This window comes from Streptomyces sp. NPDC031340 (genome assembly GCF_055569945.1).
This window is the reverse complement of the sequence record NZ_JBVIIE010000039.1, coordinates 11,244-31,179: the sequence shown is the minus strand read 5'-3', so window position 1 is coordinate 31,179 and position 19,936 is coordinate 11,244. Positions and strand designations below refer to the sequence as shown.

Genomic DNA, 19,936 nt, shown 5'->3' with positions numbered 1-19,936 from the left:
CGAACGGAGGACTCGATGAACATCCAAGTCACGCGGCCGGTGAGTTCCAGCGCGGAGGAGACCCGCGAGCGAGCGGCGGCGCCGGACACGAGGGGGACCGCGGTCAGGAGCATGCGCAACAGCGTCGTCGTCGCCCTGGCGGCCGCGGCCCTCGGCGCGGGTCTCGCCGCCGGCACGCCCGCCTCGGCGGCGCCCGTACCGGCGCGGGCCGCCACCGTCAGCACGGCGTCCACGACCACGCCGGCCACGCCGGCGGCACTGTCCGTCACCGGGACGTCGACCGGGGTCTCGACCGGGACGTCGGCCGGCCACGAGTCGATGGCGTCCGCCCGGTGGTTCAACCTCTACCACGCCAAGAAGAACGGGAAGCGCTGGGTCACCGCACCGGTCGTGTCCAGGGCGAAGGTCTTCCAGGTCGCCTGGCGGTGCTGGAACGGCGGTGACGGCACCAAGGGCCAGGTCACCATCCAGCGCTACCGGTTCGGGTTCTGGTACAACGTGAGCACGTCGAGGAAGTGGCTCTGCCTCGGCGGAACGATCCACAGCCGCATCAACAACGCGGCGATCCACGGCGTCTACCGCGCCAAGATCCAGCTCCACGGCACGAGTCACAGCACCGAGGTGTGGCTGCAGAACTACGGCTGATCCGCCCGCCGTACGACGGTCCGCCGCCCTTGGGGCGGCGGACCGTCCGCGTTTCCGCAGGCTGACGCTCAGTCGGCCGTTTTCCGGCCGTCGGAGTAGACGACCAGCGTCTGCTCCGGCTGTTCGGCCACGTGGAAGGCGGTGTAGGCGAAGTCGGTCACGCCGCCTCCCGGGCGCCGTAGCCGTTTCCGTCCGCCGTGCCGGGGCTGCACGTCGTACCGCGGCCACCAGGCGCGTACTTCGGGGCTGCCCGCGTTCAGCTCGTCGATCAGCCGGGTGTAGCGGGGATCGCACGGGTGGCGGCCGGCCAGGGTCCTCAGCCGGGCCAGCAGGCCGCGTGCCTCGGTTTCCCAGTCGACCACGACGGTCCGGGCGGCGGGCTCCAGGAACACCCAGCGGGCGAAGTTCGCCGGCCGGTCCGCCGCCGCGCCGAGGTTCGGGAACAGTTCGTCCGCCGCCCGGTTGCGGCTGAGCACGTCGTAGTTGCCGCCGATGATGTACGCCGGATGCGGCTCGAGCAGGAGCGGGACGGCCGCCACCTCGGCGGCGAGCGGCTCCGGTTCTTCGGCGTCGGTCGCGGCCGCGTGACCGGCGAGCTCTACGCTGCGCAGGCAGCGTACCGGTCTGATCAGATCTCGGACGGTGCCGAAAGGCCCGCCATGTGCAGCCGTGCCGACGACGTAGCGGACCCCGCGGCGGGGTAGGCACGGAACCATGGGAAGCAGAAGGCGACTTGGCTGGAACGAGGAACGGACCATAGACGGCGCTGTTTACGCGGTGCTGTCCGTCATCGCTGGTGCCCTCTTCCTCATCGGCCTATGCGGGTTGTTGCTCGGTGTGAAGGCCGATGCGAGCGAAGGGGAGCCTCTGAAGTGTGGGACCGCCGTCACGGGCGTGGAAAACGCCATCACCTATGACGCCGTCCATGCCGGGCTGCCGGAGCGGGCTGTGGACGCTCGCGTTGCGGCGTGCGACTCGGCGATCAACACGCGGCGCATCTGGGCGTGGCCGGCCGCCGGAGTGGGCACAGTAGGCGTGTTCGTGCTCATCTACCTGGGACCCTTCGTGCACCCCGAGCCCGAGTGGGCTCTCTCGGAGGTGCGGAGAATCCACCGCTGAGCTTCACTGGCTGCGACATGGCGCGGCGCACTCGGGACGGCCCGCCGCCCCTCATCCGTTTCTCGTCGGGGCCCACACGTTCATATCCCGCCACCAACCCGGGCCGGCGTCACACCCGGCTCGTAGGGTGGCGGCGTCCCCGTCTGCGCGGCTGGACCTCCGCCCACTCGACGGGCGAGCGTACGCCGCGGACCGTCTTCGTCGGCGCGTCCTGCCTCGCGTCGGCTGTTCCAACCGGGAGCCGAAGGGTCCTGGATCCGTCGGCGCAACGGCCCTGCCTGCGGCTCCGGTTCTGCCCGGCGAGCCGTGATCAACTCGCGAACCGCCGCGCACCCCAGCGCCGCTCCGCTCAGGGTGGCTGAGAGCGGAGTGGGACGGTGCCTCATGCGGCCTCCGCCTTGAGCGAGGCGACGAAGGGGGCCCAGGCGGCGGCGGTGAGGAGCAGGGCGGGGCCGTCGGGGGCCTTGGAGTCCCGGACGGGGACAACGCCGGGGATGTTGTCGGCGACTTCGACGCAGTTGCCGCCGTCCCCGTTGCTGTAACTGCTCTTCATCCAGAGCGCGTCACTCAAGTCGATCCGGGTGCTTGCCATTTCGGTAATCCTCCGCGGCGGCTTTGATCATGGCGAGGGACGTGTCCGGCGACAGCGCGACGGCCCTGAGCCGATCGTATGCCTTGCGGTACTGCTTCACGAGAGCCGGATCGTCGATGGTGTCCCCGCTGTACGACGCCTCGGTGTAGATCAACGGCGGAGCATCCGGAAACGTCATGATCATGATGGTGGCGGCCATCAAGGGGTACGCCCCGCACCTCCGCGGAACGATCTGCGGAGTGATCCGGCACTGCTCGGTCAGCTCCACGATTCGGTCGAGCTGCGCAGCCATCTCGTCCGTCGACAGGATGGCGTCGGTCAGCAGCGACTGATGCAGGATCGCCCAGTACTCAGGGACGGAATGGTCGTCCTCGAAGAGGCGCGCGCGGCCGATCCGGGCCCGCACCTTCTCCTCGACCCATTCCTCGGAGGCCGCCGGATGGGCGGACCGGACGAGTGTCCGCGCGTAAGGAGCCGTCTGCAGCAGTCCGGGGAAGGTGCTCGGACACCACTCCTCAATGGTCTCCGCGTGCTTCTCCGCCTCCAAAATCCGCTCGAAGTAGGTGGCATGCGGCCCCCGCCTGGCCCGCCGCACGTCCTCGCAACGCCGCTCGAAGAAACCGTCGGTGCCCAGCACACGATCCGCATGGCGGGCCAGGTCAACCGGCATCCGCCGCTTGCCGTGCTCGATGTCGCTCAGGTAGGTCTTGCCGTAGAAGCTGCCCTCGAGGAGCGCTTCCAAGGACAGTCCCGCCGCCTCCCTCTTCCACCGCAACTCCTTGCCGTAGAAGTCGGGGACGCTGATCGAACCGTCGATGTCCTTGCGTCGGACCACGTGCTCACCGCCGTAACTCACCGTGCCGTTTCCGCCGTCCGCCTCGCGGACGCGAATTCCCTTCCACGCTATCGAGCCCGGCGACAGTCTGTGAGGTGTTCGTCACACACCGCTCAGAAGGTCGACACCCCATGCCCCACCACTCCCCCACCGAACTCAGCCTGCTCGCCACGCCCAAGGCCGTGCCCGAGCTGCGCCACCACCTCCGTGCGCTCGACTTCGAAGTCCGCCTGTGCGCGACGGAGTTGCTGACGAACGTGATCGACCACGTGGGCGAGGGCACCCCGGTGACCGTCCGCGTCACCGGCCCGTGCGAGCGCGGTCGCACCCGCATCGAGGTGACCGACCCCGACCCTCGCGCCCTGCCCGTCCTGCTGTCCGTCACGGCGTCGGAGGAGTCCGGGCGGGGAATGGCGCTGCTCGACGCGCTGGCCGACCGGTGGGGCGTGGACCAGGGCCCGGACCGCAAGACGGTGTGGTGCGAACTGAGCCGCGTGGTGCACTCGTGATCGACGCTCCATGGTCGAGAAAGCGGAGGCCTTGGGACGGCGTCTCTGTGTAGTGTGATCGACTGCCGCCCGGACTAGGCCAGTTGGAGGATCCGCGGTGTCTGACAACGGCGACACCCGTACCCGTGACGGCGAGGGCGGAAGGACCGACCGCAACCACCGCACGGCGATCACCGCGGCAGTCATCACCGGGGCGGCCACGGTCGCGGCGGCGGTGATCGCGGGAGTGCTCGCGGGTGGTGGCACCCCGAAGGATTCCCCCGCTGCTGCGGTCACGGCCTCGCAGCAGACGTCCGCGGCCTCACCCGCAGCGCCTCCGGCCGCCTCACCGCCCGTGCAGAGCCTCCCTGCGACGTCATCGGCCCCGGAGCCGTCTCCGACGGCTCCCCGCATCGTCGCCAGTCCCGACTCGGCCGCCGGAGGCACCGTCATCACCATCACGGGTTCCGGCTTCACCGCTGGAGAGCAGGTGCGCATCACGTTCGACGGGACGTACGGCATGACGGTCGACCTCCGCGACGTCACGACCGGATCCGACGGCCGGTTCGCCGCACAGGTCAAGGTTCCTAAGGACAGCGTCGACTCGGATCTGCCGCAGTCGTTCGAGGCCCGCGGCCTGGACAGCCAGATGCACGCCGACACTCCGTTCCACATCACGGCCGCGTGAGCGAGTTCCTGAGCCCCGGCAACGGTCGTAGCGGCGTAGAGCTGCAGATCGTCATGGTCATCGTGGCTTCCCTGGAACAGGCCGCGGTCACTGTGCGCTGCCTGCGGGGGCCGGTCCGCCGCGGTGCCCGCTTCGACCGGCTCGGCGGTTCGGCACAGGCGATCGACCTGACGCTGACGCAGACGGTCGTCCATGGGCGTCGCACGGCCGCACTCGACACCGGCCTCACCGCCTGGGTGACGCTGCGCGGGAAGGGCGTCGAGCATCTCAGGTCGGGCACGCGGGCCGCCGGGTGGCAGATCCTCGAAGGCGCCGATCCGTTGCCGTGACCCGGCGCTGTGCGTCAGCTCCAGCGGAGGTCACGCGGAACGCGCGAGCTGTTCGCGCACCCACGCGGGGTCGGGGTTGACGTGCGGCCGGCCTGCCACGACGACGGTGGGGACGGTCTCGTCGCCCTTGTTGACCTCCCGCACCACCGCGGCTCCGGCCGGGTCACGCCAGATGTCGACCCAGTACGCCCGGCGGGCGCGGCGGCCCAGCCTGACGCGCAGGCGCAGACAGTACCTGCAGCCCGGCCGCCAGTAGACGACCGGGCGACCGTCGGCCGCGCTGCGGCGTTGGGCTTCCTCGGCTCCGATCGGCCTCGGGAAGACCAGGGGCGAGTTCAGGACCGCGAGCAACACGATCACCAGGAGCGGTGCCACGGCACCGCCAGGGCTCCCCTTGACGGCCTGCACGGCCGCAGCGCCTGAGCCGAACAGCACGAGCAGGATCGGGAGGAGCCAGGCGCGCATCATGAAGACGAAGGCTACCGCCTGGTGCTGGTCAGGACCGGCTGGTGACGGGGCGCATGGCGAGGCCCTCGGTCGGCGCCCAGTTCGTGACGCGCTGGCCGTCGTCGGCCGGGAACGACGCGACGGGCATGGACAGGTCGACCGGCTTCTCGGCCTCGGTCTCGCCGCCGGGGCTGCCGAGGGTGACGGTCATGGACTTCACGTCGTAGGTGTCCATGTGGCCGCCGGTGGCGAGCAGACCGGCGTACGCCTTCTCGCCGGGAGCGAGGCTGAAGGGACCGTCGGAGGTGTCACCCTCCAGGACCGGCGCCGGGCCCTTGGCGTCGCCGAGCGTGACCTCGGGGGCGTTCTGGACGTCGCACTTGTTGTCGCCCGTGTTGGTGGCGACGAGGAGAATGTGACGGACCGTCTCGCCCTTCGCGTCGTAGCTCGTGGCCGAGATCGACAGGTCCTTCAGGGTGCAGAGGGGGAAGCCGGACGCGCTCGTGGCGTCGGTGTCCCCGCTCTCCTCGCTTTCGCCGCCGCTGTCGCCGGTCGGCGTCGCCGTCGCGGTCGCCGTCGCCGAACTCGTCGCGCTGGGCCGGGCCGAGGACTTGGATTCGTTCGCGGTGTCGCTCCCGCCGGACTCGCATGCCGTGGTCGTCAGCAGCGCGGCGATCGCCGCCGCACCCAGGGCGCAGGCGCTCCAGCCGCTGCGGCTCTTGCCGTTTCTGTGGGCAGTGGCGTTCATGGTGTATCCCCCGTGATTCGCGTGCATGGTCACTGTCGATGCGACAGCAGAGCGATACTGCCCGGGGATCGCCCGCAACTCGCCGTCGCCACAGCTCTGTTACCGATCAAGTACGCATCTGCCGGTCGATGGTGACAGTGCGGCCCCCGCTCACTTGCTACTGGGCCCGTGTCGGCAGCCAGGTGGCGCGGAAACCCGGCACGATCAGGTGAAGAGACTCCTGAACAGCCCCACGGCGAGGACGGCCCCTCCGACCCCGCCCACCAGGCACATGAACAGGCCGGGTTCGCCGTAGCCCTGCAGACGCGCGCGCCGGGGCTTGGCCGGGTCGTACCGGACGCGTATCGGCGCCGGGTAGTCGATCGGATACAGTCGGCCGACCCTGGACTCGACTCTGACCTCGTCGCTGTCCGGAGGGGTGAAGGCGACCTCGGGATAGAAGCGAGGGTCGCCGTCGCCGTCCGTGTCCTCCCTGACGTAGACGATCTCCGCTTCGATCCACTGCCCTCGGGTCAGGAGGCGGAAGTTCGTCCACGCCTTCGCGAAGGCCCACCCCGAGCAGCCTGCCACCGCGGGGATGAATGGCCCGATGACGATCTGGTCCAGGTTCACGCGCGCAGGCTACAGCGCCCCTGCTGTCCTCTTCCGGCCGTTCACGCCGGGTCAGCCGTGCAACGCGCCCGACCGCTCCGGCACATGGCTGGCGATCAGCCGCTCCCGGCCGGGGACGGCGCGGCGTCGGTCCACCGTGGCCGCCGTGCCCGCCACCGCCAGGCCGAGCACGGCCAGTGCCGCGCCCGCCAGTGCCGGGGAGGTCGGTCCTGAGCCGGTCGCGAGGGCGAGGCCGCCGATCCAGGCGCCGCCGGCGTTGGCCAGGTTGAAGGCGGCCTGGTTGGCGGAGGAGGCCAGGGAGGGGCCGGCCGCCGCCTTCTCCATCACCATCAGCTGGAGCGGGGAGCCCGTGACGAACGCCGCCAGGCCGAGCAGGGTCACCGCGGCCGCCGCGCTCCACTCGGCGCGCATCAGCACCGGGAAGAGCAGCAGTACGGCGGCCAGCGAGGTCAGGCCGCCGAAGAGGGTGCCGCGCATCGAGCGGTCCGCCAGCCGGCCGCCCAGCAGGTTGCCGGCGGTCGCGCCGACGCCGAACAGCGCCAGCAGCACGGTGACGCTCGCGTCGGCGTACCCGGCGGCGTCCGTGAGCATCGGGGTGATGTAGCTGTACGCGGCGAACAGGGCGCCGAAGCCCGCCACCGTCGTAGCGAGGGCCAGCCAGACCGGGAGGGAGCGCAGGGCGGCCAGCTCGCCGCGCAGGCCCGCGGCCGGGGCGGGCATGTGGTCGCGCGGGAGCAGCAGCGCCAGCGAGGTGATCGCCGCGAGGCCGATCGCGCTGACGCCGAGGAACGTCGCCCGCCAGCCCAGTTGCTGCCCCATGAGCGTGGCGGCCGGCACGCCGACGACGTTCGCGACCGTCAGGCCGAGGAACATCAGCGACACCGAGCGGGCCTTGCGCTCCGGCGCGGCCAGGGTGGTGGCGACGACCGCGCCGACGCCGAAGAAGGCGCCGTGCGGCAGTCCGCTCAGGAAGCGGGCTGCCAGCAGCCAGTCGTAGCCGGGCGCGAGGGCCGAGAGCGCGTTGCCGGCGACGAACAGCGCCATCAGGCCGATCAGGACCGTGCGCCGGGCCAGGCGCGCGGTGCCGGCGGCGAGCAGCGGGGCGCCGACGACGACGCCGAGCGCGTAGGCCGACACCAGGTGCCCGGCGCCGGGGACGGACACCCGCAGGTCGTCGGCGACGTCGGGCAGCAGGCCCATCATCACGAATTCGGTGGTGCCGATGCCGAAGGCGCCGACGGCCAGGGCGAGCAGGGCCAGAGGCATGGAGGGGCCTGTGCCTTTCCAGGGGAGAGCGAAGTTCCGGACCAGTTTATGTTCAGTCGCGGAACAAAGTCTCCCCGGGCCGGTATTCCGGCGGTCAGGAGGCCGTGTCGAGCCTCACCCGGGCCGCCACCGGCAGGTGGTCGCTCGCGGTCCTCGGCAGCGTCCACGACGTCACCGGCTCGACGCCCTGCACCATGATCTGGTCGATCCTCGCCATCGGGAACGTGGCCGGCCAGCTGAACCCGAAGCCGCTGCCCGCCGCGCCCTGCGTGGAGCGCATCTGGGAGGTGACGGCCTTCAGGGCACGGTCGTTCATGGTGCCGTTGAGGTCGCCGAGCAGGATCTTCCGGGACAGCTTCTCGTCGGCGATGGCCTCGCCCAGCGCGTCCGCGCTCTTGTCCCGCTGCCGTGCGGTGAACCCGGCCTCCACCTTCACCCGCACCGACGGGAGGTGGGCGACGTACACCGCGACCGGCCCCTCGGGGGTCGTGACCGTGGCGCGCATCGCGCGGGTCCAGCCCAGCTTGATGTCGACCGGCTTCACGCCGCCGATCCGGTACTTGCTCCACAGCCCGACCGTCCCCTGCACCGAGTGGTACGGGTACGTCGAGGCCATCGCCTTCTCGTAGACCGGCACCGCCGAGGCCCTGAGCTCCTCCAGCGCCACCACGTCGGCGCCGGAGGCGGCCACGTCGCGGGCGGTGGCCGACGGGTCCGGGTTGTCGGCGTTGACGTTGTGCGTGGCGACGGTGAGGTCACCGCCGGCGCCGGTCTTGTCGGTGAGCAGGCCGCCGAAGACGTTCAGCCAGACGACCGCCGGCACCAGCAGCGCGATCAGCGCGGTGGCCGACCTGCGCACCAGGGCGAGCAGCAGCAGCACCGGGACGAACAGGCCCAGCCAGGGCAGGAACGTCTCGATGAGGCTGCCGGTGTTGCCGATCGCGTTCGGGATCCGCGCGTGCAGCAGCATCACCAGCGCCAGCAGCACCGCGAGCACGGCGATGATGATGCCGCGCCGCCAGATTCTGGGGTCCCCGCGCCATCCGGCGACCAGTCGGCCGATCAGGCGCCGGAACCTGGCTCCCCGGCGCCCGGGACCCGGGCCTCCGTTGTCCGTTTCCGTCATGTACGCCTGCTGCGCCATACCGTCGCCTCACTGACTGCCGTGCACACCGTACGTCCCCCCGTGCCCTAAGACCCTAGGGGATGATCGGCTCCGTTCTCGCCGCCCTCGGCGGCCGTACGGGCACTGGGACGACGTAACCGGTCGCGAGGGTTCCGCGGGCCGCGCGGGAAAGCGCGCTCTGTGACGAAACGCGCACAGACGGCCTACGCGGCGGGCGAACTGACGGGCCGTAGCCCGTCCAGGAGCGTGTCCACGATCTGCTCGGAGAGGCCCTCGGGCAGGTCGGCGTCCGGGCGCATGACGGTGCGCAGCAGCATCGGGCCGACGATCAGGTCGCTCAGCAGCTCGATGTCGACGTCCGCGCGCAGTTCGCCGTCGGCCTGCCCGCGGCGCAGGATCTCCACCTGGAGCCGGCGCCGCGGTTCGACGACCGTCCCGTGGTACGCGGCCCACAGCTTCGGGCTGGACTTCATCTGCGCGTAGACGTTGTGCAGCAGCGCCGACGACCGGGTCATCAGGCCGCGCCGGCGCAAGTGCTCCAGCAGCGCCACCAGGTCGTCACGCATCGACGTGCCCGGCAGCAGCGGGTCCGGGGGCTCGGCGGTGCGGATGACGTCGACGAAGAGGGCCTCCTTGCCGCTCCAGCGGCGGTAGATGGTGGCCTTGCCGACCCCGGCGGTGCGGGCGATCCGCTCGATGGAGAGTTCGGCCAGCGGCACGCCCTCCTCCAGGAGCTTCATCACGCCCTCGACGATCGCGCGCTCGACCGCCTCGCTGCGGGGGCGTCCCCGCACGGGCACCTCGGGCACGGCTGGGCTGTCGGCCAGGCTCACTTCACTGCGTCCTCTCGTCATGCCGGACCGGGCGTCCGGCCGTCCGGTCGTCCTCGCGGGTACGACGAGCATGCCCGGCGGCCCTGCCGTCGTACCCGGAAGGACGGAAGGTGTCATTCCGCCGCCGTCACCAACTCCTGCTCCGCCTCGTCCTGCTGACCGGCCGGCTGCCTGCCCGGCAGGAAGATCGCCACGACGACCACGCCGACGGCCGCCACGCCCGCTCCCCACAGCGCGGTCACGTGCATCGCGTGCAGGAACGCGTCGTTGGCGGGCGCGACCAGCGCCCTGCCCTGCGGGCCGAGCTTGGCGGCGACGCCGAGCGTGGCCTCGATGGACTCTCCGGCGGTGTCCCGCAGGCCGGCCGGAAGCGCGCCCAGCTTGCCCTCGATGCCGTTGCGGTAGGCCGCGGACAGCACCGAGCCCAGGACCGCGATGCCGAGCGCGCCGCCGACCTGGCGGAAGGTGTTGCTGATGGCGGAGGCGGAGCCGGCCTTCTCGCGCGGCAGGGCCTGCATGATCACGACGCTGACCGGGGTCATGATGTGCGCCATGCCGGTGCCCATGAGGAAGAAGACGACCTCCAGGACCCAGATCGGGGTGTCCGCCTCCAGGGCGGCGAACGCGGCCAGGGTCGCCACGATGACGATCATGCCGGCGGTGGTCGTGGCCCGGTTGCCGAAGCGGTCGACGAGCAGCCGGGCGCGCGGCGCGAAGATCATCTGGGCGACGGCCAGCGGCAGCATCAGCACGCCGGACTTCAGCGGCGTGTAGCCGCGCACGCTCTGCATGTAGAAGACCGAGAAGAAGGTCACGCCCATCAGCGCGAAGAAGACCAGCGCGATGGCGCCGATCGCGGCCGAGAAGACCCGGTTGCGGAAGTACGTGACGTCGAGTGACGGGTGGTCGCTGCGCTTCTCGAACCACACGAAACCGGCCAGCACGACCAGGCCGGCGGCGATGGTCGCCAGCACCTTGGCGTCGGTGAAGTCGGCGAGCTGGCCGCCCTTGATGATGCCGTAGACGAGCAGGACCAGACCGACGACGGACAGCACGACGCCGACCGGGTCGACGCGGCCCGGTTTCGGGTCGCGGGAGTCGGGCACCAGCCACACCATCAGCGCGAGCGCCAGCAGCACGATCGGCACGTTGATGAGGAAGACGGAGCCCCACCAGAAGTGGTCCAGGAGCAGACCGCCGGTGATCGGGCCGATGGCGATGGCCAGGCCCACGCCGCCGGCCCAGATGCCGATGGCCTTGGGCTGCTCGTCCCGCTCGAAGACGTTCATCAGCACGGCGAGGGTGGCCGGCATGACGAACGCGGCGCCCAGGCCCATCACCGCGCGGAAGACGATCAGCTGCGCCGGCGAGCCGGACTCGGCGGCCAGGGCGGAGCCGATGCCGAACACCGCGAGGCCGCCGAGCAGCACCTTCTTGCGTCCGAGCCGGTCGCCGAGGAGCCCGGCGGTGAACAGCAGTCCGGCGAAGACGAGGGTGTAGGCGTTGATCGCCCACTCCAGCTCGCTCTGCGTGGCGCCCAGTCCGGTGGGGGCGGGCGTCGAGATCGTCTTGATGGCGACGTTCAGGATCGAGTTGTCGAGCACGACGATCAGCAGGCTCAGCATCAGCACGCCGAGGATCGCCCAGCGGCGCCGGTGCACCGCTTCCGGTATGCGGGAGGCCGCAACGGGTGGAGTGGTCATGACGTCCAGCCTAGGCGGATTCCGATACGAGACCGTGCCGTATCGTAAATGTTTTGCCCACTCCTTACGCGGTCCCCGAGTGACGGAGGCCCCTCTGGTCGTCTCCGGCGGGAGGTGCCACCATGGAGGGGATCCGGGGACGCCGGCAGGGCGCCTCGAGATGACTGAAGGAGCCGTTGCAATGACGCAGCTTTCGGCTGCCCAGACCGTGCAGAACGGGCCCTCCGACGGCAGCAGGGCGCTGTACGGGGGCAAGGGCACGCGCCGCATCACCGTCCGCGACATCGCCCTCGCCAAGGAGCGCGGCGAGAAGTGGCCGATGCTCACCGCGTACGACGCCATGACCGCCTCCGTCTTCGACGAGGCCGGGATCCCGGTGATCCTGGTGGGCGACTCCGCGGGGAACTGTCACCTCGGGTACGACACGACCGTGCCCGTCACCCTCGACGAGATGACCATGCTGTCGGCCGCGGTGGTGCGCGGCACGCGGCGCTCCCTGATCGTGGGCGACCTGCCCTTCGGCTCCTACCAGGAGGGTCCGGTGCAGGCGCTGCGCTCGGCGACCCGGATGGTGAAGGAGGCGGGCGTCGGCGCCGTGAAGCTGGAGGGCGGCGAGCGCTCCCACGAGCAGATCCGGCTGCTGGTGGAGTCGGGCATCCCGGTCATGGCGCACATCGGCCTGACCCCGCAGTCCGTCAACGCCATGGGCTACCGGGTGCAGGGCCGCGGCGAGGAGGCCGCCCAGCAGCTGCTGCGGGACGCGAAGGCCGTGCAGGACGCGGGCGCGTTCGCGGTGGTGCTGGAGCTGGTGCCGGCGGAGCTGGCGGCCGAGGTGACCCGGGTGCTGCACATCCCGACGGTCGGCATCGGCGCCGGTCCGGAGACCGACGCGCAGGTGCTGGTCTGGACGGACATGCTGGGGCTGACGTCCGGCCGGGTGCCGAAGTTCGTCAAGAAGTACGCGGACCTGCGCACGGTGATGACCGACGCCGTGAAGCACTTCGCCGAGGACGTCACCGGCGGGGTCTTCCCCGCGGAGGAGCACTCCGTCCACTGAGCCGCTGAGCCACCGCGGCACGGGGCACTCCGTGCACTGAGCCACTGCGGCACGGGCCACTCCGTGCACTGAGCCACTGCGGCACGGGCCACTCCGTGCACTGAGCCACTGCGGCACCAGGACAGCCCGCCGATCTTCCCCCGTCGGCGGGCTGTCGCCGTGCTCGGTGCCGGCCGGCGGGCCGCCGACGGCTGTCGGGCGGTCGGTCGGGGTGCCCGCCGCGTTCAAGCCACCTTCTCCGTCCGTCAGCCCTGAGTGCCCGGTGCGGGCCGTCCGGTCCGGGCCCGGAGGTGTGCGCGCTCTCCCTGGTGTCCCAGGAGGCTGAGGATCTCGACGGGGTTCTCGTCGGCGTTGCCGAACCAGTGGGGGGTGCGGGTGTCGAACTCGGCCGCTTCACCGGGCCCCATGACCAGGTCCTTGTCTCCCAGGACCAGGCGCAGGCGGCCGTCGAGGACGTAGATCCACTCGTAGCCCTCATGGCTGGACTGCTCGGGCTCGGGTGAGCGCATCCTGGGCGAGATGATCAGTTTGTAGGCTTGCAGGCTTCCTGCTCGCCGAGTCAGCGGCAGCATGGTCATGCCGTGGCGGGTGACGGGCTCGAGCCGCAGGCGGGGATCGCCGGTCTGCGGCGCCCCGATGAGTTCGCCGATGTCCACGCGCAGTTCACGCGCCAGGGGGAGCAGCAGTTCGAGGGTGGGGCGGCGCTGACCGCTCTCCAGGCGGGAGAGCGTGCTCAGGGAGATCCCGGTGGACCGGGCGAGGAAGGTCAGCGACAGGTTGCGCCGGGTGCGCAGCCCTCTCAGACGGGGCCCGACCGCCTCCATCGTCGATGCGGTCTCTTCGTCCATGGCACCTACCTTGCCACCGCAGCAAGGATCTTTGCATGTCGATCCGCGCGGTCCGACTGTGTGAGCAGGCGCCCCGCCCACGCATGACCCTGCCCCACCCTCCGAAGGAGTCCGTGATGACCGAGAACGACCCGCGTTTCAGTGCCGCCTTCTGGGACCGGCGTTACCGCAGCACCGGTCAGGTGTGGAGCGGTGAGCCCAACTCGGCGCTCGTCGAGGAGGTCTCGCTCCTCGCGCCCGGGACGGCGCTGGAGGTGGGATGCGGTGAGGGCGCGGACGCCATCTGGCTGGCCGGGCAGGGCTGGCAGGTCACCGGCGTCGACTTCTCCTCCCAGGCCCTCCGGCGGGCCGCCGGGCACACTCCCGCCCACCTGGCCGGCCGCATCACCTGGCAGCAGGCGGACATCCGCCACTGGCAGCCCGGCGAAAGCCCCCGCTACGACCTGGTCACCGCATCCTTCAGCCACTTCCCCCGACCGGTACGGGAATCGGTCTTCGCGGCCCTCGCCGACCGGGTCGCCCCCGCAGGGCATCTGGTGATCGTCGGCCACCACCCCGGCGACCTCGACACCGCCATGCCGCGCCCGGCCGAACCCGGCCTCTTCTACACCGCCGACGACCTCGCGGCCGACCTCCCCGAACACGAGTGGAAGGTGCTCACCCGGGCCGCGCGCCCGCGCGCGGCCACCACGCCCGACGGCACGCCGGTGACCGTCCACGACACCGTCCTCACCGCCCGGCGCACCCGCTGAAGCGCTGATTCCCGTTCCGGTGTCGGTGGTCGATCGATGGTCTGTCGGCGGGCTGTCGGCGGGTGTCGGTGGGGTGTCGGTGGGGGCTGGGAGCGTTTCCGGCATGACACGAATCGACATGGAAACCAGCGGCGGCGACCTGGCCGTCACCGTGCGGGGGCTGGTCAAGCACTATGGCGAGACCAAGGCGCTGGACGGCGTCGACCTGGACGTGCGCGAGGGCACCGTGATGGGTGTGCTCGGGCCGAACGGCGCCGGCAAGACCACCCTCGTGCGGATCCTGTCCACCCTGCTCGCCCCCGACGCCGGCCGGGCGACCGTGGCCGGGTACGACGTCGTGCGCCAGCCCCGGCAGCTGCGCCGGGTGATAGGGCTCACCGGTCAGTACGCCTCCGTCGACGAGAAGATCCCCGGCTGGGAGAACCTGTACATGATCGGGCGGCTGCTCGACCTGTCCCGCCGGGACGCCCGGACCCGCGCCGACCAACTGCTGGAGCGGTTCTCGCTCACCGACGCCGCCCGGCGGCCGGTACACACCTACTCCGGCGGCATGCGGCGGCGGCTCGACCTCGCCGCCTCGATGATCGGGCGGCCCGAGGTGCTGTTCCTCGACGAGCCGACCACCGGGCTCGACCCGCGCACCCGCAACGAGGTGTGGGACGAGGTCAAGGCCATGGTCGGGGACGGCGTGACGGTCCTGCTGACCACTCAGTACATGGAGGAGGCGGAGCAGCTCGCCGGCGAGCTGACCGTCGTCGACCGCGGCAAGGTGATCGCCGGCGGCCGCATCGACGAGCTGAAGGCCAGGGTGGGCGGACGCGCCCTGCGGATCAGGCCCGCCGACCCGCTGCAACTGCGGCCGCTCGCCGCCGCGCTGGACGGCCTCGGCATCACCGGGCTCGCGGCGACGACCGTGGACACCGAGGCCGGGTCCGTCCTGGTGCCGGTCCTCAGCGACGAGCAGCTCACCGCCGTCGTCCAGGCCGTCACCGCGCGCGGCCTCACCCTGTCTTCCATCACCACCGAACTGCCCAGCCTGGACGAGGTGTTCCTGTCGCTCACCGGCCACCGCGCCAGTGCCCCGCAGGACGCCGTGCCCACCGACACCCGTGAGGAGGTCGCCGCATGAGCGCCGCGACCGTGACCGCCACCGCCACCACCGGCGCGGCCGACGCGCGCATTCCGCTGCGCGGCCACCTGCGCCACACCGGCGCCCTGATCCGCCGCAACCTGCTGTGGATCCGGCAGGACCCGGAGTCGATGTTCGACGCCCTGCTGATGCCGGTCGTCTTCACCCTGCTGTTCGTCTACGTCTTCGGCGGCTCGATCGGGCAGGCCCTCGGCGGCGGGCAGGACGGGTACGTGCAGTACGTCATCCCGGGCATGCTGGCGATGACGAGCATGACGCTGTCCCAGGGCGTCGGCACCGGCTTCAACCAGGACTTCAACAGCGGTGTCATGGACCGCTTCCGGTCCCTGCCGATCGGGCGCGGCTCGGTGCTGTTCGCGAAGATCTCGGTGGAGCTGGCGCGGATGCTGTTCGCGACGACCGTGCTGCTGATCGTCGCCGTCGCCGTCGGGTTCGACATCGACCACTGGACGGGCCTGCTGGCGGCCGTGGGCCTGTCCGCGGTGTTCGCCTCGTCGATCATGTGGGTGTTCCTCACCCTGGGCGTGGTCATGAAGAGCGCGCAGTCCGTGCAGGCGATGGGCTTCCTGGTGCTGTTCCCGCTGCAGTTCGGCTCGTCGATCTTCGCGCCGACCGCGTCGATGCCGGGCTGGCTGCAGACCTTCACCGACTACAACCCGCTGTCCTCGCTCGCGGACGCGGCGCGCGGGCTGATGCTCGGCGGCCCGGTGGCGCACGACGTGTGGGTGACGCTCGGCTGGTCGGTGGCCATCACGGCGGTGATGGCACCGGTCGCCGTCCGTAAGTTCCGCACCAAGGCCTGACCGGCACCGGCACGGTGCGCGTCACGCGTGCGCCGTCACACCAGGGCGGCGGCCTCCTCCGCGGAGAGGCCGCCGCCCTCCGCGTACGCGGCCTCGTACGCCTCCTCGCCGAGCGCGTGCCGGGTGCGCGCCACGGCCAGCGCGCGGACCTCGCGCTCCGTGAACGTCTGCACGTGGGCGGACGGCAGCAGGGCGTCGGCGGCGCCGATGCAGCGGGCGGCGTCCCGGGCGCGGCCGCCGTCGTCGACGCCGGCCAGGGCCGCGGCCGCGACAGTCAGGAAGGCTGACCTGAGCGTGGGGGCGATGGCTTCCGCCAGTGGGTCGCCGGCCTTCCGCAGCGCCGCCCGCGTCTTGCCCAGACAGTCCTCGTAGCGGCCGTCGGTGGCGTCCACCCAGGCCTCGGCGCCGAGGATGAACGCGTCGAAGGCGACGAAGTGCGTGATCCTGAACTGCTCGCGCAGCAGCCGCAGTTGCTCGCGCGCCTCCGGAATGCGGCCGGTCATGGCGAGCCGCCCGGCGAGGAACAGCCGGGCGGCCGGCATCGCCTCGTTGCCCGAGCCGTCCTGCCGGGCGATCACCTCGCGCAGCAGCCTCTCGCCGCGCTCGCCCTGGCCCGCGTCCAGCAGGGCGCCGCCGAGGCGGGCGTTCAGCACGGCCACCTGGGCGCGGGCGCCGAGCTGCTCGGCCTGCTCGATCGCGGCCTCGTAGTCGGCGGCGGTACGGGCCCAGTCGCCCATGCGCTCATGGGCCTCGGCCCGCGCGGACAGCGCCTCGGCGACGCCCCACAGGTCGCCGATGCGGCGGTAGATCTCCAGCGCCTCGTCGGCGTCGCGGGCCGCGTCGCCCGCGGATTCGGCGCGGTTGGCGCGCAGGTTGGCGCGCAACTGCAGGCTCACGGCGAGCTCCCACTCGAACCCGGGCGTGGTACGGCAGGTGCGGACGGTGGCGTCCATGACCTCGCGCAGCCGTTCCAGGTCGCCGGAGAGCATGATCGCGAACACCCACAGGGCGCCGGGGGCGCGGCAGGTCTGCGGGAGTCCGGGCTCGTAGGCCGCGGCGATGGCGCGCAGTTTCGCCTGGGCCTCGGGGCTCTGCCAGGCGTCCAGCTCGGTGTCCATGTAGGCGAGGTGGATCAGATGCACCCCGCGCCATGCCTCCGCGAGGACCTCGCCGGTCCAGGGCAGCGGGACGTCGGTGCAGCGCTGCCACACAGGGGCGGCAGAGCGGACCGGCTCGGCGAACGGGTCCGGGCCGAGGGACTGCACCTCGCGGGACCAGTTGCGGCCCTCGATGCGCAGGTCACGCATCTGCCAGTACCAGGCCAGCGACAGGACCAGGCACAGGGCCTCCTGCTCGGCGCGCTCGGTGACGGCGTGACGCAGGGCGGTGCGCAGGTTCTCGTACTCACGCTCCAGCAGGCCGATGGCGGCGAGCTGGCCGGGGCCGCGCAGCAACGGGTCGGTGCGGCGTGCGAGTTCGCGGTAGTACGTCAGGTGGGCGCGCTCCGTCTCCGCGCGGTGGCCCGACTCCTCCAGCCGCTCGCCCGCGTACTCGGCGACGGTCTCCAGCAGCCGGTAGCGCATCTCTCCCTCGCCCGAAGGGGCGGCCACGACGAGGGACTTGTCGACCAGCGAGCCGAGCGCATCCAGGGCGGCCGGCCCGCACACGGCCTCGGCGGCGGTGAGGTCGCAGCCGCCCGCGAACACCGACAGACGGCCGAGCACGTCCCGTTCGTCCTCGTCGAGCAGGTCCCAGGACCAGTCGACGACCGCGCGCAGGGTCTGCTGGCGGGGCAGCACGGTACGGCTGCCGGAGGTCAGCAGCCGGAAGCGGTCGTCGAGCCGGTCGGCGATCTGACGTGGCGTCAGCATGCGCAGCCGGGCGGCCGCGAGCTCGATGGCGAGCGGGAGTCCGTCGAGGCGCCGGCAGATCTCGGCGCAGGCGTCCGGGTCGTCGTCGACGCGGAAGCCGGGCCGGGCGGCGGCCCCGCGCTCGGCGAACAGCCGCAGCGCGACCGGTTCCGGCAGCGGTTCCACCGGCCGCAGCAACTCGCCCGGCACGCCGAGCGGTTCCCGGCTCGTGGCCAGCACCGTCAGTCCCGGGCAACGCTCCAGCAGGTCCTCGACGAGCCGGGCGGCGGCGTCGACGACGTGCTCGCAGTTGTCGAGGACGATCAGCATGCGCCGTCGGCCGCAGTGCTCGGCGAGCCGCTCGACGGGGTCGTCGTGGCGCTCCGCCCCGGCGCGCATCGCCTCCGCGCCGGCGCCGTACAGCACGGTCTCACGGGCGCCGAGGGCGGTGAGCACGGTCTCCGGTACGGCGTCGGGGTCGTCGACGGGCGCCAGCTCGGCCAGCCACACCCCGTCCGGGGCCGCGTCCCGCACGGTCTCGGCGGCCTCCTGCGACAGGCGCGTCTTCCCGGCGCCGCCGGCGCCCAGCAGGGTGACCAGCCGGGCCGCGGACAGGTCGCCCCGGATGGCATCGATGTCCGCCTCCCGGCCGACGAAGGAGGTGAGACGGGCGCGAAGGTTGCCGGGGGGCGGAGCGGCGGGGGCGGCGGCCCGCGCGGTGCCCGCCGGGGGACGCGCTACACCGGTGGCCGCGCGGTCGGCGGACGCCACGCCGTCGGCGGACGCCACGCCGTGGACGGGCGCCACACGGCCGCCGGAGGCCACGCCGCCGGTAGGGGCCACGCCATCGCCGGGAGCCATGCGGTCGGCAGGAGCCACACTGTCGTCGTGGGCCACCTGGAACGCATATGCCGCAGGACCGTCATGGGCCACGCCGTCGCCGGCCGCCGCAGAACCGCGGGAAGCCGCAGCTCTGCCATCTGCCACCGGACCGTCGGAGGCCACATGGCCGCCAGGCGCCACGCCGTCGGCGGAGGCCACGCCATCCCCGGGCGCCCCAAAACCACCGGATGTCGCAGGACTACCAAGCGCCGCAGGACCGCCGGCGGCCACACGGCCGTCAGGACGCGGGCGGACGCCGGCGCCGTCGGCCCCGTCCGGCGGGCGCAGCAACTCCGCGTGCAGTGAACGCAGTTCCGGGCCCGGGTCGGTGCCGAGGCGGTCCGCCAGGAGGCGTCGTACGTCCTCGTAGGCGGCCAGTGCTTCCGCGGTGCGGCCCACGTCGCGCAGGGCGCGCAGGCGCAGCGCCTGCAGGGGCTCGTCCAGGGGGTGGTCGTCGCACAGGGCGGTCAGCTCGGGCAGGGACTGCTGCGCGTGGCCGAGGGCGAGGGCGGCGGTGTGCCGGGCGCGCAGCGCGTCCAGCCGCCGGGCCTCCCAGCGGGCCGTGTCGGCGGTGCGGCCGGGCAGGTCGGCGACGGCGGGGCCGCGCCACAGGGCGAGGGCGTCGTCGAGGACGACGGCCGCCTTCGCGGGGTCGCCGTCGCCCAGGGCCCGGACGCCCTCGCCGGTCAGCCGCTCGAAACGGTGCAGGTCGACGTCGTCGGGGGCGGCGGCGAGACGGTAGCCGCCGTCCGCCGAGGCGACCGCGTCCGCGCCGAGGGTCCGGCGCAGCCGTCCCACCAGCGCCTGCAGCGCGCCCGGCGCGTCGGCGGGCGGGTCGCCGTCCCACACCTCGTCGACCAGCACGGCCACGGGCACGGTACGGCCGGCCCGGAGGGCCAGCACGGTCAGCAGCGCGCGCAGCCGCGTCCCGCCGACCGGGACGGCGGTGCCGTCGGGGCGGAGCGCCTGGGTGGTGCCGAGGATGCCGTAGCGCACGGGGTCCATAATCTCCGGTGCCGTCGGGGCCGGTCACGGGTTCGGTCACCGGCGCAGCGCGGGGACGGGCCCGGTCGGCCCTCCCCGCCGTACCCGGAAACCGTACTCAACTCGTGGGCCGTTGCCGCACCCTGCCGACCCGCGCCCCTTCTCCCGGGCCGCCCGCG

21 protein-coding genes are annotated in these 19,936 nt (G+C 72.2%); 9 read left to right on the top strand and 12 right to left on the bottom strand.

Features of this window, described 5'->3' with window-relative positions; all coding sequences use genetic code 11:
* Positions 1-15 precede the first annotated feature (15 nt).
* Positions 16-645: a hypothetical protein gene (locus tag ACZ5GT_RS27320; RefSeq protein ID WP_469031561.1), complete on the top strand. Its 630-nt coding sequence runs from the start codon at positions 16-18 to the stop codon at positions 643-645.
* 68 nt (positions 646-713) lie between these two features.
* Here the strand turns inward: ACZ5GT_RS27320 and ACZ5GT_RS27315 are convergent, their stop codons facing one another.
* Positions 714-1,361, bottom strand: a complete 648-nt coding sequence (locus ACZ5GT_RS27315; RefSeq protein WP_469031560.1) for an MmyB family transcriptional regulator — start codon at positions 1,359-1,361, stop codon at positions 714-716.
* On the opposite strand from ACZ5GT_RS27315, the gene ACZ5GT_RS27310 reads away from it, so the two are divergent.
* Positions 1,360-1,764 carry a hypothetical protein gene (locus tag ACZ5GT_RS27310; protein WP_469031559.1) on the top strand — a complete coding sequence of 135 codons (405 nt, stop codon included), beginning with the start codon at positions 1,360-1,362 and terminating at the stop codon, positions 1,762-1,764. The two genes, ACZ5GT_RS27315 and ACZ5GT_RS27310, sit on opposite strands and share 2 nt — an antisense overlap.
* A 382-nt stretch (positions 1,765-2,146) precedes the next feature.
* On the opposite strand, the gene ACZ5GT_RS27305 is transcribed toward ACZ5GT_RS27310, so the two are convergent.
* Together ACZ5GT_RS27305 and ACZ5GT_RS27300 are read right to left on the bottom strand one after the other, a co-directional pair.
* Positions 2,147-2,356, bottom strand: a complete 210-nt coding sequence (locus ACZ5GT_RS27305) for a DUF397 domain-containing protein (RefSeq protein WP_469031558.1) — start codon at positions 2,354-2,356, stop codon at positions 2,147-2,149.
* Positions 2,328-3,191, bottom strand: a complete 864-nt coding sequence (locus tag ACZ5GT_RS27300; protein ID WP_469031557.1) for a helix-turn-helix domain-containing protein — start codon at positions 3,189-3,191, stop codon at positions 2,328-2,330. The genes ACZ5GT_RS27305 and ACZ5GT_RS27300 overlap by 29 nt, the downstream gene beginning before the upstream one ends.
* A 131-nt stretch (positions 3,192-3,322) precedes the next feature.
* Here ACZ5GT_RS27300 and ACZ5GT_RS27295 point away from each other — a divergent pair, with 131 nt between their 5' ends.
* The 3 genes from ACZ5GT_RS27295 to ACZ5GT_RS27285 all read left to right on the top strand — a co-directional run bounded on the left by ACZ5GT_RS27295 (position 3,323) and on the right by ACZ5GT_RS27285 (position 4,696).
* Positions 3,323-3,700: an ATP-binding protein gene (locus ACZ5GT_RS27295; RefSeq protein ID WP_469031556.1), complete on the top strand. Its 378-nt coding sequence runs from the start codon at positions 3,323-3,325 to the stop codon at positions 3,698-3,700.
* A gap of 97 nt (positions 3,701-3,797) precedes the next feature.
* Positions 3,798-4,367 carry an IPT/TIG domain-containing protein gene (locus ACZ5GT_RS27290; RefSeq protein WP_469031555.1) on the top strand — a complete coding sequence of 190 codons (570 nt, stop codon included), beginning with the start codon at positions 3,798-3,800 and terminating at the stop codon, positions 4,365-4,367.
* Positions 4,364-4,696 (top strand): hypothetical protein, encoded by a 333-nt coding sequence (locus ACZ5GT_RS27285; RefSeq protein ID WP_469031554.1) that lies wholly within the window; start codon positions 4,364-4,366, stop codon positions 4,694-4,696. Before ACZ5GT_RS27290 ends, ACZ5GT_RS27285 begins: the two co-directional genes overlap by 4 nt.
* 30 nt (positions 4,697-4,726) lie before the next feature.
* Here the strand turns inward: ACZ5GT_RS27285 and ACZ5GT_RS27280 are convergent, their stop codons facing one another.
* The 7 genes from ACZ5GT_RS27280 to ACZ5GT_RS27250 form a co-directional block, all read right to left on the bottom strand.
* Positions 4,727-5,164: a glutaredoxin domain-containing protein gene (locus tag ACZ5GT_RS27280; protein ID WP_469031553.1), complete on the bottom strand. Its 438-nt coding sequence runs from the start codon at positions 5,162-5,164 to the stop codon at positions 4,727-4,729.
* A gap of 28 nt (positions 5,165-5,192) precedes the next feature.
* On the bottom strand, positions 5,193-5,891 hold the full coding sequence (locus tag ACZ5GT_RS27275) for a DUF4232 domain-containing protein (protein ID WP_469031552.1): 699 nt from the start codon (positions 5,889-5,891) through the stop codon (positions 5,193-5,195).
* Positions 5,892-6,095: 204 nt separating this feature from the next.
* Entirely contained in the window at positions 6,096-6,503 is a 408-nt protein-coding gene (locus ACZ5GT_RS27270) for a DUF3592 domain-containing protein (protein WP_469031551.1), read from the bottom strand.
* A 51-nt stretch (positions 6,504-6,554) separates the two neighbouring features.
* Complete coding sequence (locus tag ACZ5GT_RS27265) at positions 6,555-7,769, bottom strand: MFS transporter (protein WP_469031550.1); 1,215 nt, start codon at positions 7,767-7,769, stop codon at positions 6,555-6,557.
* A gap of 94 nt (positions 7,770-7,863) precedes the next feature.
* Positions 7,864-8,913: an endonuclease/exonuclease/phosphatase family protein gene (locus ACZ5GT_RS27260; protein WP_469031549.1), complete on the bottom strand. Its 1,050-nt coding sequence runs from the start codon at positions 8,911-8,913 to the stop codon at positions 7,864-7,866.
* Positions 8,914-9,098: 185 nt separating this feature from the next.
* Complete coding sequence (locus ACZ5GT_RS27255) at positions 9,099-9,728, bottom strand: TetR/AcrR family transcriptional regulator (RefSeq protein ID WP_469031548.1); 630 nt, start codon at positions 9,726-9,728, stop codon at positions 9,099-9,101.
* A 113-nt stretch (positions 9,729-9,841) separates the two neighbouring features.
* The gene (locus ACZ5GT_RS27250) at positions 9,842-11,431 is read right to left on the bottom strand and encodes an MFS transporter (protein ID WP_469031547.1); all 1,590 of its coding nucleotides are present in this window, start codon (positions 11,429-11,431) and stop codon (positions 9,842-9,844) included.
* Between the two features lie 181 nt (positions 11,432-11,612).
* On the opposite strand from ACZ5GT_RS27250, the gene panB reads away from it, so the two are divergent.
* Positions 11,613-12,488: a 3-methyl-2-oxobutanoate hydroxymethyltransferase gene (panB, locus tag ACZ5GT_RS27245; protein ID WP_469031546.1), complete on the top strand. Its 876-nt coding sequence runs from the start codon at positions 11,613-11,615 to the stop codon at positions 12,486-12,488.
* Positions 12,489-12,733: 245 nt separating this feature from the next.
* Here the strand turns inward: panB and ACZ5GT_RS27240 are convergent, their stop codons facing one another.
* On the bottom strand, positions 12,734-13,336 hold the full coding sequence (locus ACZ5GT_RS27240; RefSeq protein WP_469031545.1) for a helix-turn-helix domain-containing protein: 603 nt from the start codon (positions 13,334-13,336) through the stop codon (positions 12,734-12,736).
* A gap of 116 nt (positions 13,337-13,452) precedes the next feature.
* Between ACZ5GT_RS27240 and ACZ5GT_RS27235 the strand changes: the two genes are divergently transcribed.
* From ACZ5GT_RS27235 to ACZ5GT_RS27225, 3 genes are all read left to right on the top strand, one after another.
* A complete protein-coding gene (locus ACZ5GT_RS27235) occupies positions 13,453-14,088 on the top strand; it encodes a class I SAM-dependent methyltransferase (protein ID WP_469031544.1) in 636 nt (211 codons plus the stop codon).
* Between the two features lie 103 nt (positions 14,089-14,191).
* Positions 14,192-15,217: an ATP-binding cassette domain-containing protein gene (locus ACZ5GT_RS27230; protein ID WP_469031543.1), complete on the top strand. Its 1,026-nt coding sequence runs from the start codon at positions 14,192-14,194 to the stop codon at positions 15,215-15,217.
* Positions 15,214-16,041 (top strand): ABC transporter permease, encoded by an 828-nt coding sequence (locus ACZ5GT_RS27225; protein WP_469031542.1) that lies wholly within the window; start codon positions 15,214-15,216, stop codon positions 16,039-16,041. Before ACZ5GT_RS27230 ends, ACZ5GT_RS27225 begins: the two co-directional genes overlap by 4 nt.
* A gap of 35 nt (positions 16,042-16,076) precedes the next feature.
* Here the strand turns inward: ACZ5GT_RS27225 and ACZ5GT_RS27220 are convergent, their stop codons facing one another.
* A complete protein-coding gene (locus ACZ5GT_RS27220) occupies positions 16,077-19,778 on the bottom strand; it encodes an AfsR/SARP family transcriptional regulator (protein ID WP_469031541.1) in 3,702 nt (1,233 codons plus the stop codon).
* Positions 19,779-19,936 lie beyond the last annotated feature (158 nt).

Excerpts from the sequence above, each read along its gene's own strand:
- ACZ5GT_RS27320 (WP_469031561.1), top strand. The coding sequence starts at position 16 with ATGAACATCCAAGTCACGCGGCCGGTGAGTTCCAGCGCGGAGGAGACC.
- ACZ5GT_RS27310 (WP_469031559.1), top strand. The coding sequence starts at position 1,360 with ATGGGAAGCAGAAGGCGACTTGGCTGGAACGAGGAACGGACCATAGAC.
- ACZ5GT_RS27315 (WP_469031560.1), bottom strand. The coding sequence starts at position 1,361 with ATGGTTCCGTGCCTACCCCGCCGCGGGGTCCGCTACGTCGTCGGCACG.
- ACZ5GT_RS27305 (WP_469031558.1), bottom strand. The coding sequence starts at position 2,356 with ATGGCAAGCACCCGGATCGACTTGAGTGACGCGCTCTGGATGAAGAGC.
- ACZ5GT_RS27295 (WP_469031556.1), top strand. The coding sequence starts at position 3,323 with ATGCCCCACCACTCCCCCACCGAACTCAGCCTGCTCGCCACGCCCAAG.
- ACZ5GT_RS27280 (WP_469031553.1), bottom strand. The coding sequence starts at position 5,164 with ATGATGCGCGCCTGGCTCCTCCCGATCCTGCTCGTGCTGTTCGGCTCA.
- ACZ5GT_RS27275 (WP_469031552.1), bottom strand. The coding sequence starts at position 5,891 with ATGAACGCCACTGCCCACAGAAACGGCAAGAGCCGCAGCGGCTGGAGC.
- ACZ5GT_RS27265 (WP_469031550.1), bottom strand. The coding sequence starts at position 7,769 with ATGCCTCTGGCCCTGCTCGCCCTGGCCGTCGGCGCCTTCGGCATCGGC.
- ACZ5GT_RS27260 (WP_469031549.1), bottom strand. The coding sequence starts at position 8,913 with ATGGCGCAGCAGGCGTACATGACGGAAACGGACAACGGAGGCCCGGGT.
- ACZ5GT_RS27250 (WP_469031547.1), bottom strand. The coding sequence starts at position 11,431 with ATGACCACTCCACCCGTTGCGGCCTCCCGCATACCGGAAGCGGTGCAC.
- panB (WP_469031546.1), top strand. The coding sequence starts at position 11,613 with ATGACGCAGCTTTCGGCTGCCCAGACCGTGCAGAACGGGCCCTCCGAC.
- ACZ5GT_RS27240 (WP_469031545.1), bottom strand. The coding sequence starts at position 13,336 with ATGGACGAAGAGACCGCATCGACGATGGAGGCGGTCGGGCCCCGTCTG.
- ACZ5GT_RS27235 (WP_469031544.1), top strand. The coding sequence starts at position 13,453 with ATGACCGAGAACGACCCGCGTTTCAGTGCCGCCTTCTGGGACCGGCGT.
- ACZ5GT_RS27230 (WP_469031543.1), top strand. The coding sequence starts at position 14,192 with ATGACACGAATCGACATGGAAACCAGCGGCGGCGACCTGGCCGTCACC.
- ACZ5GT_RS27225 (WP_469031542.1), top strand. The coding sequence starts at position 15,214 with ATGAGCGCCGCGACCGTGACCGCCACCGCCACCACCGGCGCGGCCGAC.
- ACZ5GT_RS27220 (WP_469031541.1), bottom strand. The coding sequence starts at position 19,778 with ATGGACCCCGTGCGCTACGGCATCCTCGGCACCACCCAGGCGCTCCGC.